This window comes from Cupriavidus sp. OV096, from assembly GCF_900115455.1.
Taxonomy (GTDB): domain Bacteria; phylum Pseudomonadota; class Gammaproteobacteria; order Burkholderiales; family Burkholderiaceae; genus Cupriavidus.
Window position 1 is genome coordinate 93,643 of record NZ_FOWM01000007.1, and the last position, 14,146, is coordinate 107,788.

General features: G+C 68.5%; 10 protein-coding genes. 7 read left to right on the forward strand and 3 right to left on the reverse strand.

What is annotated here, in order from left to right; translation table 11 throughout:
- Window positions 1–48: 48 nt before the first annotated feature.
- Genes BM115_RS17210 through BM115_RS17220 form a run of 3 tightly spaced genes read left to right on the forward strand, consistent with a single transcriptional unit; the run spans window position 49 to window position 3,322 of the window.
- Window positions 49–1,575 (forward strand): flavin-containing monooxygenase, encoded by a 1,527-nt coding sequence (locus BM115_RS17210; RefSeq protein ID WP_092296457.1) that lies wholly within the window; start codon window positions 49–51, stop codon window positions 1,573–1,575.
- Window positions 1,572–2,540, forward strand: coding sequence for an alpha/beta fold hydrolase (locus BM115_RS17215; RefSeq protein WP_092296460.1), 969 nt, complete (start codon window positions 1,572–1,574; stop codon window positions 2,538–2,540). Before BM115_RS17210 ends, BM115_RS17215 begins: the two co-directional genes overlap by 4 nt.
- A gap of 32 nt (window positions 2,541–2,572) precedes the next feature.
- Window positions 2,573–3,322 (forward strand): Coq4 family protein, encoded by a 750-nt coding sequence (locus BM115_RS17220; RefSeq protein WP_092296463.1) that lies wholly within the window; start codon window positions 2,573–2,575, stop codon window positions 3,320–3,322.
- A 12-nt stretch (window positions 3,323–3,334) separates the two neighbouring features.
- Here BM115_RS17220 and BM115_RS17225 read toward each other — a convergent pair whose 3' ends face one another.
- Genes BM115_RS17225 through BM115_RS17235 form a run of 3 tightly spaced genes read right to left on the reverse strand, consistent with a single transcriptional unit; the run spans window position 3,335 to window position 9,440 of the window.
- Complete coding sequence (locus tag BM115_RS17225) at window positions 3,335–5,332, reverse strand: lactonase family protein (RefSeq protein WP_092296466.1); 1,998 nt, start codon at window positions 5,330–5,332, stop codon at window positions 3,335–3,337.
- 46 nt (window positions 5,333–5,378) lie between these two features.
- Window positions 5,379–7,376, reverse strand: a complete 1,998-nt coding sequence (locus BM115_RS17230; protein WP_092296469.1) for a lactonase family protein — start codon at window positions 7,374–7,376, stop codon at window positions 5,379–5,381.
- Window positions 7,377–7,421: 45 nt separating this feature from the next.
- A complete protein-coding gene (locus BM115_RS17235; protein ID WP_092296472.1) occupies window positions 7,422–9,440 on the reverse strand; it encodes a lactonase family protein in 2,019 nt (672 codons plus the stop codon).
- Window positions 9,441–9,723: 283 nt separating this feature from the next.
- On the opposite strand from BM115_RS17235, the gene BM115_RS17240 reads away from it, so the two are divergent.
- From BM115_RS17240 to BM115_RS17250, 4 genes are all read left to right on the forward strand, one after another.
- Window positions 9,724–10,047: a hypothetical protein gene (locus BM115_RS17240; RefSeq protein WP_092296475.1), complete on the forward strand. Its 324-nt coding sequence runs from the start codon at window positions 9,724–9,726 to the stop codon at window positions 10,045–10,047.
- 123 nt (window positions 10,048–10,170) lie between these two features.
- Window positions 10,171–10,335, forward strand: a complete 165-nt coding sequence (locus BM115_RS27315; RefSeq protein WP_177219952.1) for a hypothetical protein — start codon at window positions 10,171–10,173, stop codon at window positions 10,333–10,335.
- Window positions 10,336–10,380: 45 nt separating this feature from the next.
- Window positions 10,381–12,615: a phosphocholine-specific phospholipase C gene (locus BM115_RS17245; RefSeq protein ID WP_092296478.1), complete on the forward strand. Its 2,235-nt coding sequence runs from the start codon at window positions 10,381–10,383 to the stop codon at window positions 12,613–12,615.
- 295 nt (window positions 12,616–12,910) lie between these two features.
- Window positions 12,911–14,131 (forward strand): phage tail protein, encoded by a 1,221-nt coding sequence (locus tag BM115_RS17250; RefSeq protein ID WP_255370877.1) that lies wholly within the window; start codon window positions 12,911–12,913, stop codon window positions 14,129–14,131.
- Window positions 14,132–14,146: the final 15 nt, after the last annotated feature.

Below are 14,146 nucleotides of genomic sequence, written 5' to 3' on the forward strand. Positions count from 1 at the left end.
CGTCTGACAACCTATGTTGTCAGAACTCCCAAGATCCGGATGCCCGTCATGACCGCCCCCACTCCCGATGACGCAGTCCTCGATGTCCTGATCGTCGGCGCCGGCCTGTCCGGCATCGGCGCCGCCCGCCAGCTCCAGCAGCGCTGCCCCGACAAGCGCTTCGCCATCCTCGAAGCCCGCGACACCCTGGGCGGCACCTGGGACCTGTTCCGCTATCCCGGCATCCGCTCCGACTCGGACATGTACACGCTCGGCTACCGCTTCAAGCCGTGGCGCGGCGCCAAGGCCATTGCGGACGGCCCGTCCATCCTCAGCTACATCCAGGAAACCGCCGAGGAAGCCGGCATCACGCCCCACATCCGCTTCGGCCACAAGGTGGTGGGCGCGGCGTGGGACAGCCGCGACGCCTGCTGGACCATCGACGCCGAACGTGCGCAAAACACCACTCCGGCCGTCCGCGTGCGGCTGCGCGCCCGCTTCCTCTACGTCTGCGCCGGCTACTACAGCTATGCCGAGGGGCACCGCCCCGCCTTCCCGGGCGAGGAAACCTTCCGGGGCCAGATGGTGCACCCGCAGTTCTGGGATCCGTCGATCGACTATGCCGATAAGCGCGTGGTGGTGATCGGCAGCGGCGCCACCGCCGTGACGCTGGTGCCGGCCATGGCCGACACCGCCGCGCACGTGACCATGCTCCAGCGCTCGCCCACCTATATCGTGACCCGCCCCGGCGAGGACGCCATCGCCAACAAGCTGCGGCGCCTGCTGCCGGAGCGGCTGGCCTACCGCGCCACGCGCTGGAAAAACGTGCTGCTGGGGATGTTCTTCTTCCAGCTCGCCCGCCGCCGGCCCGAGAAGGTCAAGCAGCGGCTGGTCAGCATGGCCGCCGCGCAGCTCCAGCCGGGCTTCGACGCCGCCACGCACCTGACCCCGCGCTACAACCCGTGGGACCAGCGCGTCTGTCTGGTGCCCGATGGCGACCTGTTCCAGTCGATCCGTAACGGCCGCGCCTCCATCGTCACCGATCAGATCGAACGCTTTACCGAAGATGGCATCGTGCTGAAGTCCGGCCAGACGCTGCCGGCCGATCTGGTGGTGGTGGCCACCGGGCTCAAGCTGAACATGCTCGGGGACATCGCCGTCCATGTGGATGGCCAGCCGCGCCGGCCGTCCGAGCTGCTCGCCTACAAGGGCATGATGCTGAGCAACGTGCCGAACCTGGTGCTGGCTTTCGGCTACACCAATGCGTCCTGGACGCTGAAGGCCGACCTGACCGCCGAGTACGTCTGCCGGCTGCTCAAGTACATGGATCACCACGGCCATCGCTACGCCCTGCCGCAGGTGGACCCGGACGTGCAGCGCGTGCCCTTCCTCGATTTCAGTTCCGGCTACGTGCAGCGCGCCGCCGCCGTGCTGCCGCGCCAGGGCCACCGCAAGCCGTGGCGCGTGTATCAGAATTATCTGATGGACATGCTGACGATCCGCCATGGCCGCATCGACGATGGCGTGCTCCGCTTCGACACCACGCAGGCCACCACGATGCCCACCCAAGACCCCCTCGCCGAAGCCCAATCATGAATGCCTTGCTGATTTTCGTACTCGTCATAGCGATAGTGGTGCTGGTACTGCTGGCGCTGCTGTTCCTGTTCACCTGGCGCACGGCACGCAAGATCGAGGCGGCCCTGCCGCCCACCGGCCGGTTCGTCGAGGTGCCCGGCGCCCGCCTGCACGTGGTGGAGCGTGGCGAGGGGCAGCCAGTGCTGCTGGTGCACGGCCTGGCCGGTCAGCTCGCCAATTTCGACTACGGCATGATCGCGCCGCTGGCGCGTGACTTCCGCGTGATTGCGGTCGACCGCCCCGGCGCCGGCTACTCCACCCGCACGCCCGGCGCCCCGGCGGACCTGCGCGCGCAGGCCGACACGCTCGCCGCGCTGATTGACCTTCTCGGGCTGGAGCAGCCGCTGGTGGTCGGCCACTCGCTCGGCGGCGCCATCGCGCTGGCGCTGGCCACCTATCACCCGGCGCGCGTGGGCGGGCTGGCGTTGATCGCCCCGCTCACCCATCCGCCCGAGGTGGTCTCGCCGGTGTTCAAGGCGATGGCCATGCAGAGCGCGCTGATGCGCAAGCTGATCGCCTGGACGCTGCTGATTCCGATGTCGATCCGCAACCGCGAGCAGGTCATGGAGGTCGTCTTCGGCCCGGACGCGGCGCCAGCGGACTTCCCCACGCGCGGCGGCGGCCTGCTGGGGCTGCGGCCCGGCCATTTCCTCGGGGCGTCCGAAGACCTGCACGGCGTGGCGCACAGCCTGCCGCCGCTGCTGCCCACCTATGGCGATCTGAAGATGCCGGTCAGCATCCTGTTCGGCCGCGAGGACCGCATTCTCGATTACCGCGAGAACGGCGAGGCGCTGGTCGCCAAGCTGCCGGCAGCCCGGCTGACATTGGTGGCCGGCGGGCATATGCTGCCGGTGACGGCCGTCGAGGCCAGTGTTGATTTCGTGCGTAACGCCGCCGCCAGCCTGCGCGCGGCGGTGCCCGCCTGACCTTCCTGCCCGTGATGACCGAGGAGCCTGCCATGGCCAGTTCCGCTTCCCCCTCTCCCGCCCCCTCGACTGCGTCCGATCCCTACCAGCGCGACCTGCTCACCGCCTTCCGCGCCGTGCGCAAACTGCTGGCGGACGGCAACGACACCGAGCAGGTCTTCCTCATCATGCGGGCGCTGAACGGCCCCGCCATGCCGAAGAACTACCGCCGCCTGCTCAGTACGCGGCAGGGGCGGCGGCTGGCCTACCAGCGCATCGAACTGGCCGAGCGGCTCACCGACCCGGCCTTTATCGCCAGCTTCGCGCCGGGCACGGTGGGCGCTGCCTATCGGCAATTTCTGGAAAAGACCGGCTATAGCGCCGATGGACTGGCCAAGGTGTCGAACCTGAACCAGGAGCCGGTGATGGAGGACGCCTATCTGTGGTTTGGGCGCCGCACGCGGGACATCCACGACATCTGGCACGTCCTGACCGGCTATCGCGCCGATGAGAGCCTGGGCGAGGCGGCGCTGGTGGCCTTCAGCTACGCCCAGACCGGCGGCACCGGCTGGGCCTTCATCGCCGTGGCCGCCGCCCTGAAAAGCCTGCGCGTCTCGCGCAGCACGGCCTTCGCCCGCGCGGTGCTGGAAGGCTACCGCCGGGGCCGCCGTGCCGGCTGGCTGCTGGGGGAAGACTACGAAACCCTGCTGCACGAGCCGATGGACGCGGCGCGCGCCCGGCTCGGGATTGCCGAACCGGCGCGCTACCTGGCCTGCAACCCGGCGCAGGCCTGGACGGCGTAACGATCCGCCGATTTATGGCGTAGGCTGCACAATCGCCATGCCGACATTGCCCCTGCCCGAGGCGAATGGGCTGCCCGGCAGCGGCGTCAGCAAGCCGGTCGTCGCATTGATCTCGAACCCATACACCGGCCCCGTGTAGGACGGCGTGTAGAGGTAGCGGCCGTTCGGTTCGATCCGCAGGCGCTGGCCGGTGACGCTGGCGGGCGTGCTCCCGACACTGAAGTCGACCAACCCCGTCGCGAGATTGCGACGGAACACTTCGATGCTGTTACTCATCGAGCCAAGGACATAGGCGAACGAAGGCGCGAGCGCGACATCGGTCGGCCCGGCCGCGGCCGTCGGGAAGTCCGCGACCGCCGTGACCATCCCAGTGCTGGTGTCGATCAGGCCGATGCCGAGCGAATTGCTGAAAAGGTTCGCGAAGAACAGGGAACGGCCATCGGCAGACACGGCGCCCCCGCCCGGCCGGGCGCCAAGGCTCGGCGCGGTGTTCGGCGTGGACAGGACACCGGTCATCGCATCGAAAGGCATGCTCCAGAGCAGGTCCGGCATGGCGTTCATCGCGTAGACATACTGGCCGTCCGGGGACACGGTGAGCCCCGTCGTGACACTCGACATGCCGCTCGGCTGCGTGGTCGAAGGCGTCAGCGCGTACGTCGCGGCGTCGATGCCATACGTTGCCACGGATACGAGCCCACCAACAAACAGCCACTTGCCGGACGGGTGCATGGCGATAACCTCCGGACCCGGCAGGGTCAGGGCCGTCGCCCCGGGGATGGCCGCCAGCGCGCCGGTGACCGGGTCCAGCCGGAATCCGACGACCGTGCTGTTGTCCCCCGCTATCGCATAGCCCACCAGTCCCGAGGGCAGGAAGGCGATGTCGTTGATCTGGTTCACGCTCGGGAACGGACTGTTGGGCACGGCGGCCAGCACGCCGGTATTCGGATCGATCCGATAGACCGAAATCGTCAGATCGATGTTATTGGGCACCACCACGAACTGCGCCTGCACGCAGGTAATCGCCACGTTGGTGACGTTGGCGGCGGCGATGGTGCCGCTGCCGTTCTGCACCGTGCAGGTCTGGCCGGCCGGCTGGGCGAACACGGTGACGTTGTAGGGCGTGGCATCGGCCAGCCCGCTGGAGACGGTGAAGGCGCCGTTGGCGCTGACAACCGCCGTATCCCCATTCACGCCGGAAAGCGTCAGGCTCTTGCCCGCCGCCAGCCCGGTGACCGTACCGCCGACGCTGTAGGTAGGCGGCGGCGCGGTCGGACGCGCCAGCGCGGCGTTGGCGCACAGGCGAGTGCCCGTGGGGGCGTCCGCGCAGGCGGCCAGCACGGCGGAGCCGGCCAGCCTGGCCGAAGACGGGCTGCTCACCTGTGCCGAGTGGCCGTCCGCTGCCGGCGTCACGGGGAAGGTGACATCGCCCGTGGTCCAAGACCAGTTGGTCAGGTCGGCGACCCCATCGACACCGTCCGAGCGCCGCACGGCTGCGGTCACGGTCTGCGCCGCCCCGCCAGCGGTCAGGGTCAGGTTCGACGGCGACAGGGTCAGCGTGTATGACTTTGCCGGCGCGGCCTGCACGACCAGATGGGTGACCGAGGTAGCGCGGCTGCCATCGGCAAGCGTCGCCGTGGCGGTGATATCGACTTTCCCGGCATTCCGGGTCTGCACGGTGGCGTAGGTACCGACAAAGACCGAGGCCGAAACACCCGTCGGCGCCTTGTCCGAAGCCGCCGTGACTACGGCGACCGATTCATCGGAAGACGTCCAGGCAAAGCTGGCGCCTTTGACCTCGCTCCCATCGGCGGCCAGCAAGGTCGCCTTGAGCGTCAAGCTGCTGCCAGCCACCGGCGCGCCGCTGGTGGTGTCGACCACCACCTTGGTCGCCGCTGGCGTGGCCGAGGGGGCCGGCGCGGCCTTGTCATCGGAACCGCAGGCGGTGAGCACCGCAGCGGCAAGCAAGGCAATGCCGAGCGCGCGTGCGCCGGCAGGAAGACGAAGGAACATGGAACCCGACCCCGTAATGTGATTGGAATGGTTTGATCCGACTGGCTTATGGCGCCGGCTGGACAATCGCCATGGCAGCGTTGACGTTGCCCGTGGCGAACGGACTGCCTGGCACCGGTGTCAGCGCGCCGCTGCCTGCATCGATGGCGAAGCCGTACAGCGTGCCGTTGAGGGACGGCGTGTACAGGAAGCGCCCGTTCGGCTCGATCCGCAGACGCTGGCCGCTGATGCTGGCGGGCGTGATGGCGAGCGGCAAGGGGCCAAACATGGGGTCGATCCGCATCGTCTGGATATTGTTGCTCCCTGAACCGAGTACATAGACAAATTGGCCCGACGGCGTGACAGCGACGTCGATGGGACGCGACACCCCAATCAGCATGTCCATGACGCTCGTAATCGCCCCTGTGGCATCGAGCGTGCAGCTACCGAAGCTATTGGTGCCCATGTTGGCGAAGTACAGCGCGCTGCCGTCGCGTGACAGGGCCGTCCCCATCGGCCGTGAGCCAAGCGATGATCGGGTGTAGGCGAACGTAAGGGAGCCCGTCGCCACACTGACGGGAGCGTGCCACAACGCGTCCGTCGCGATGCTCGTGGCATAGACGTTCTGCCCGTCGGCGGACACCGCGACCCCGCCCGCACTGGCCGATCCGCCTGGGGACAGGCTTGACGTCAACTCCGCGGCTTGCGTCACGGGATTGATGGCAAAGCTCGCCAGCGTACCTAGGCCGCCGACATAGAGATGCCGGCCTGTCGGATCCACCGCGACGACCTGAGGCGCGAGCGGCGTCGGGGCACTCGCCGCCGCAATCATGGTCAGCCTGCCGGTGGCGGCATCCAGCTGGAAGGGGACGATCGTGTTGTTATCCACCATCACCGCATAGCCCACCCGGCCGGACGGCAGGAAGGCGATGTCGTTGACCTGGTTCACCGTCGGGAACGGGCTGTCCGGCACGGCGGCCAGCGCGCCGGTGCCGGGATCGATCCGATAGACCGACAGGGTCCGGTCTCCGCGGTTGGCCACTACCACGAACTGGGCCTGCACGCAGGTGATCGCCACGTTGGTGACGTTGGCGGCGGCGATGGTGCCGCTGCCATTCTGGACGGCACAGGTCTGGCCGGCAGGCTGGCCGGTCACGGTGACGCTGTACGCCGAGGCGGCGGCCAGCGCGGTGGGCAGCGTGAAGGCGCCGTCGGCACTGATCGCCAGCGAATCGCCATTGGGGCCTGCCAGCAGCAGGCTCTTGCCAGCCGCCAGTCCGGACACCGTGCCACCCACGGTGTAGGTGGGCGGCGGCGGCGTGGCCGGGCGGGCCAGCGCGGCATTGGCGCACAGGCGGGTGCCGGTCGGGGCATCCGCGCAGGCTGCCAGCACGGCGGAGCCGGCCAGCGTGGCTGAGGATGGGCTGCTGACTTGCGCCGAATGGCCGTCCGCTGCCTGCGTCACGGGGAAGGTGGCGTCGCCCGTGGTCCAAGTCCAGTTGGTCAGGTCGGCGATCCCATCGACCCCATCCGAGCGGCGCACGGCTGCGATCACGGTCTGCGCCGCCCCGCCAGCGGTCAGGGTCAGGTTCGACGGCGACAGCGTCAGCGTGTACGACTTCGCCGGTGCTGCCTGCACGACCAGATGGGTGACCGAGGTCGCTCGGCTGCCATTGGCCAGTGTGGCCGTGGCGGTGATATCGACTTCCCCGGCGTTCCGGGTCTCCACCGTGGCATAGGTGCCGACGAACACCGAGGCCGAGACCCCCGTCGGCGCCTTGTCCGAAGCCGCCGTGACTACGGCGACCGATTCATCGGAAGACGTCCAGCCAAAGCTGGCGCCCTTGACCTCGCTACCATCGGCACCCAGCAGCGTCGCCTTGAGCGTCAAGCTGCTGCCAGCCACCGGCGCGCCGCTGGTGGTGTCGACCACCACCTTGGTCGCCGCTGGCGTGGCCGAGGGAGCCGGCGCGGCGTTGTCATCGGAGCCGCAGGCGGCAAGCACCGCCGCGGCAAGCAAGGCAATGCCGAGCGAGCGCGCGCCGGCAGGAAGACGAAGGAACATGAAACCTGACCCGTAGTTGTCTTGAATGGTGGGGAGCCGACTGGCTTATGGCGCCGGCTGCACAATGGCCATGCCGATATTGCCGATACCCGTGCGGAACGGACTGCCCGGCACCGGCGTCAGCAGGCCAGTGGTCGCGTCGATGGCAAAGCCGTACACCAGGCCGACGAAAGACGGCGTGTACAGGAAGCGGCCGTTCGGATCCATGCTTAGGCGTTGCCCATTGACGCCAGTCGGCGTGGCCCCCAGGTCCCGGTCAATCAGACCCGTCGTGAGATCGCGCCGAACCACTTGAATTTGATTGGTGGTGAGCGCCCCCCCGGTCAAGACATAGGCAAACGGGCCCGACGGGGCGAGGACGACGTCGGTCGGCTGGAACATGCCCGAGGAGGAGAACCCGATCGCGCCTACGGCACGGTTGACAGCATCGATCACGCCGGCGCCAAGCAGGTTGGCGGTCATGCCCACGAAGTACAGGAAGTTCGCATCGGCCGACAGCGCCGCCCCGCGCGTACCCAAGCCAGTCGTTTGCCTGACGCTGGGCAAGCCAAGGTTGCCCAGCGACGTATCGAAGGGCATGGACCAGATCTCGCCGGTCCCGGTGTTCACCGAATAGACATACTGCCCGTCCGACGACACGGCGATCCCTGACGTACGGCCTGCCAGGTCGCCGCTGATATACCCAAGCCGAAGCGACAGCGCGTGGGTGACGGGGTCGAGGCTGTACGGCATGACAGACCGGCCGGCGCCAATGATCAGCCACTTGCCCGAGGGGTGCACGGCGACGACCTCCGGACCCGGGTCGGTCGGCATGTTCGTGCCGGGGATGACGCTCAGCGCGCCGGTGGCAGGGTTCAGCTGGTAGGCCTCGACCGCGCTGTCGTTGGCCATAACCGCATAGCCCACCAACCCGTCCGGCAGGAAGGCGATGTCGGTGACCGGCCGCGTGGTGGTGAACGGGCTGCCCGGCACGTCCGAGAGCGCCCCGGTGCCGGGATCGATCCGATAGACCGAAATCGTCGAGCCCATGCTGTTTGGCACCACCGCGAACTGCGCCTGCACGCAGGTAATGCCCACGTTGGTGACGTTGGCGGCGGCGATGGTGCCTACGCCGTTCTGCACGGTGCAGGTCTGGCCGGCGGGGTGGCCGGTCACGGTGACGCTGTACGCCGAGGCGGCGGCCAGCGCGGTGGGCAGCGTGAAGGCGCCGTCGGCACTGATCGCCAGCGAATCGCCATTGGGGCCTGCCAGCAGCAGGCTCTTGCCAGCCGCCAGGCCGGACACCGTGCCACCCACGGTGTAGGTGGGCGGCGGCGGCGTGGCCGGGCGAGCCAGCGCGGCATTGGCGCACAGGCGGGTGCCGGTGGGAGCATCCGCGCAGGCGGCGAGCACCGCCGAGCCAGCCAACGTGGCCGAGGATGGGCTGCTGACTTGCGCCGAATGGCCGTCCGCTGCCGTCGTCACGGGGAAGGTGGCGTCGCCGGTAGTCCACGACCAGTTGGTCAGGTCGGCGATCCCATCGACACCATCCGAGCGCCGTACGGCTGCGGACACCGTCTGCGCCGCTGCGCCAGCCGTCACGGTCAGATTCGACGGCGACAGGGTCAGCGTGTAGGACTTTGCCGGGGCGGCCTGCACCACCAGATGGGTGACGGACGTCGCGCGGCTGCCATCGGCCAGCGTCGCGGTGGCCGTGATATCGACTTCCCCGGCATTCCGGGTCTGCACGGTGGCGTAGGTACCGACGAAGACCGAGGCCGAAACACCCGCCGGCGCCTTGTCCGAAGCCGCCGTGACCACGGCGACCGACTCGTCCGAAGATGTCCAGGCGAAGCTGGCGCCCTTGACCTCGCTTCCATCGGCGGCCAGCAGGGTCGCCTTCAGCGTCAGCGTGCCGCCCGCCACTGGCTGCGCGCTGGTCGTGTCGACCACCACCCTGGTCGCCGCTGGCGTGGCCGAGGGGGCCGGCGTGGTGTTGTCATCGGAGCCGCAGGCGGTGAGCACCGCGGCGGCAAGCAAGGCGACGCCGAACGCGCGTGCGCCGGCGGAGAAGTGTGAAAACATGGACCCAACCCGTTTTTTTTGATGTTTCGCCCGGCCTTGTTGACCGGTGCATTGCGCGCGACTGTAACAGCGCTGTCACGTTTTGACTGTCCCCAAATGGGGGGACTAGCGGGCGTAACGCCCACGGGGAAAACCCGGGTTGCAGCCCAACCCGGTCCCCATTTTGGGGCGCCGTTTTCCCGGGCTCGCATCCATATTGCGAAACCCGCCTATTCGGCCTATTACGTCAGGAAGCCCCGTTTTCTTGAATCGGCAACCTGGCAGCCCGGCTGCCCCGCGCATCATGCAAGAGCTTGCGTTTCGCACGCTGCTGTACCGCTTTTTCTTCTTCGGCTGGCTGTTCAAGGACGCCAGCCGGGGCGACCTGTTCGAGCGCGCGGCGGCGTGGCGCTTCAACCAGTCGCGCGCCCACTGGCTGCCCACCTATATGCGGCGCTGGCTCTGGTGCGGCCTGATCCTGTTCGCCCTCGGGGGCATCGCCGAATCCATGATGAGCGCGCCCGCGCTGTCGGCCATCTTCTACGTCCCTAGCGTGCTCAGCGTGCCGATCAATGTGGTGATCGGCGTGATCTGGGTGGGACTCAAGTCACTTCGAGGACCGTTGTAGGCGTCTCCCCCGCGTGCTGCACAGATCACCCTAATGCAGCAAAGGTCACGATTGTGTCATTCCTGACACATAGGCTTGCGGGTCTGCTGATGTGGCAGACCCGATCCAACCAGCCCTGACCCCATGAAACAAGCCAGTTTGACGACCGCCCTCGCGGCCGCGTGCCTTGCCGCGCTGCTGCTGGCCGCCTGCGGCGGCGACGACAACAAGCCCAGCCCGAGCCAGCCGCCCGCCGGCGATCCGCCGCCCGCCTCCGCGCCGGCCCCGGACAAGCGCTGCGCGCCCTGACCGTCCCTGACGGCACCTCTCCCCAACAAATCCAGAACCCGAACAATGATCTCCCGCCGCAAGTTCTTGCAGGCGAGCATGGGCACGGCTTTCTCCGCCGCCGCCCTGGCCGCCTTTCCGCCCAGCATCCGCCGCGCGCTGGCCATTCCGGCCAATAACGCCACCGGCACCATCGCCGATGTGGAGCACGTGGTCATCCTGATGCAGGAAAACCGCTCGTTCGACCATTACTTCGGCACGCTCAGCGGCGTGCGCGGGTTTGGCGACCGCCTGACCATCCCCATGCCCAGTGGCCGCAACGTCTGGCAGCAGGCGCGCACCAACGGCTCGCTGATCACGCCGTACCACCTGAACGGCGCCGCCAACAACGCCCAGCGCACGGCCGGCACGCCGCACGCCTGGTCGGACAGCCAGGCCGCCTGGGACCACGGCCGCATGTCGCGCTGGCCGGTGGCCAAGACGGACACGTCGATGGGCTACTTCAAGGAACAGGAGATCCCGTTCCAGTTCGCGCTGGCCAACGCCTTCACGCTGTGCGATGCCTACCACTGCGCGATGCACACCGGCACCGACGCCAATCGCTCGTTCCACATGACCGGCACCAACGGCGCGATGCCGCTGAACCGGGCCTTCGTGAACAACGAGTGGGATGCCATCAACGGCGTGGCCGCCGACGCCAACATCGGCTACACGTGGAAGACCTACGCCGAGCGGCTCGAGGAAGCCGGCATCAACTGGATCAGCTACCAGAACATGCCCGACGAATGGGGCGACAACATGCTGGGCGCGTTCCAGACCTTCCGCCGCGCCAACCTGAACTCGGGCTTCCCGGTGTCCAGCGGCGGCTCGCCGGGCGCCCCGTACACCAACACCGGGCAGGCCGTGCCGTACAAGGCCTATGACGCGGCCACCGACAACGCCGCCAATCCGCTCTACAAGGGCGTGGCCAACACGCTGCCGGGCACCCAGCCGGAGCAGTACCTCGACGCCTTCAAGCAGGACATCGCCAATGGCAAGCTGCCGGCGGTGTCGTGGATCAACGCGCCGTCGATCTACTGCGAGCACCCGGGGCCGTCCACGCCCGTGCAGGGCGCGTGGTTCCTCCAGGAAGTGCTGGACGCGCTGACCGCCAATCCGGACGTCTGGAGCAAGACCGTGCTGCTGGTCAACTTCGACGAGAACGATGGCTACTTCGACCACGTGCCGTCGCCGTCCGCCCCGTCGCGCAATGCCGACAGCACGCTGGCCGGCAAGACCACGCTGACCGATGCCGACATGGCCGCCGAGTACTACACGCAGTCGCCGCCGGTAGGCAGCACCAGCCAGCCGGCCCGCGATGGCCGCGTGTTCGGCCCGGGCCCGCGCGTGCCGATGTTCGTGATTTCCCCGTGGAGCCGGGGCGGCTGGGTCAATTCGCAGGTGTTCGACCACACCTCGGTGCTGCGCTTCCTGGAGGCCCGTTTCGGCGTGCAGGAGCCCAACATCAGCCCGTTCCGCCGCGCGGTCTGCGGCGACCTGACCTCGGCGTTCAATTTCAAGACGCCGAACAGCGAGGCGCTGCCCACGCTCGCCGGCCGCGGCTCGCGCGCTGCGGCGGACGCCCTGCGCGTGGCCCAGCAGGCGTTGCCGGCCGTGCCGGTGCCCTCCGACATCAACCTGCCGGAGCAGGCCACCGGCACGCGTCCGTCGCGCGCCCTGCCCTACGAGCTGCACGCCAGCGCGCGCGCCCATGTGAACGGCCAGGTGGAGATCCTGTTCGCCAACTCGGGCACGCAGGCGGCCGTGTTCCACGTGTACGACCGCAACGACCTGAACAGCATTCCGCGCCGCTACATGGTGGAGGCAGGCAAGAATCTGTCCGATAGCTGGAGCACGTCGGCCGCCGCGCCGGGCCAGTACGACCTGTGGGTGCTCGGCCCGAACGGTTTCCATCGCCATTTCAAGGGCGATACGACCGTGCTGGGCGGCGCGCTCGGTGTGGCGGAGGTGCGCGTCTGCTATGACATCGCCAATGGCGACGTCTACGTCGACCTGATGAACACCGGCAAGGCCGCCTGCACCTTCCGCGTGGCCCCGCTGGCCTATCGCACGGACGGTCCGTGGGAAGCCACGGTGGCTGCCGGCGGCACGCAGACGCTGCACTGGTCGCTGAAGGACAGCGGACAGTGGTACGACTTCGCCGTGACGACCCCGCACGACAGCGCGTACTACCGCCGCTTTGCCGGCCGCGTGGAAACCGGCCAGCACACCATCACCGACCCGGCGATGGGCACGGTCTGAGCAGCTTTTAATCCGCAATAGCCATGCGGGGCTGTGACAGGAGGCTTAAACGTCACACACCCCGCATGTGCATCCCCCGACCTCCCGCAAGTCCCAGCACTCCGCACTTGCCCCTTATCGGTGGCAGAAATTCCGGGTTTGTTGACATATCATCACGCCCGGCGTGACGGGTGGCTCCACCCGGCGCACGCCACGGCCGTTTGGTCACGGCCTTTCCGTTCAACACACGTTCGATACATAACAGGCTCCGGACCGGCAACTCACACGCCGGCGACGCGCCATTCAGGGGAATACGATGAAACAGAACCGGTGGGCGCTCGCCCTTTCCATGGCCACGGCCCAACTGCTGACCGCCTGCGGCGGCGGCGACGATTCGGGCACCAGCGCCCCGGCGGCGGCTGCGCCGGCGGCGGCCACGCTCTCGGGCACGGCGGCCACCGGCGCGCCGGTCCAGAACGGCGCCGTCGATCTGCGCTGCGCCGCTGGCACGGCCTCGACCACGAGTGACGCCAACGGTGCATGGTCGGTGTCGTCCGCCGGTCTGGCGCTGCCCTGCGTGGCGCGCGTGACCGGCCCCGCCGGGCTGACGCTGCATTCCTACATTCAAGGTCCCGGCACGACCAACATCACGCCGATCACGGAACTGGTGGTCGCGGGCGCCGCGCAGAACCCCGACACCGGCACGGTGTTCAACGCGTTCAACCCCACGCTGGCCAGCCTGATGCAGTCCAACCTGGCCTCGGTGCTCACCCTCGTGCGCGCCCGTCTGGTCAACCTGGGCGTGGACACCAGCGGCCTGAACCTGCTGAACCAGCCGTTCAAGCCGGTGTTCGGCGATGCCTATGACGACAAGCTCGAAGCCCTCGCCATGCAGTTGGCCGCCCGCCAGACCTCGCTGGGCGCGATCTCGCAGGACGTGGCGCGTGGCGATGTGGGCAGTCCGGGCGCCGCGGGTGCCACGGGCGCAACCGGGCCGACTGGCGCCACGGGTGCGACTGGGGCGACGGGCAGCACCGGCGCCTCCGGCCCCTCGGGTGCCACCGGCACCACTGGCGCGGCAGGCCCCACTGGTGTGACGGGTGCCACGGGGGCCACCGGCGCCACGGGTATCACCGGCCCGTCCGGCCCGCAAGGCCCGACCGGCAACACTGGTGCTACGGGTGTCACGGGCGCGACCGGCGCCACGGGGGCAACCGGTGCAACGGGTGCCACCGGCGCAACCGGTGCCCAGGGCCCGCAAGGCAATCAAGGCCAGGACGGCGCAACCGGCGTGTGCACGCTCGGCGAGGTCTGGCTGACCGCCCTGCCCTACCCGGAGAACTACGAGCTGGGCGGCATGGTCGCCAAGGGCCAGCTCCTGCCGATCTGGACCTATACGGCCTTGTTCTCGCTCATCGGCACCACGTATGGCGGCGACGGCACGACGAACTTCGCGCTGCCGAACCTGACTGGCCAGGCGCCGGCGAACCTGACCTATATGATCTGTACCGAGGGGCTGTTCCCGCAGCACATCTGACGGCAGCAGCACCGC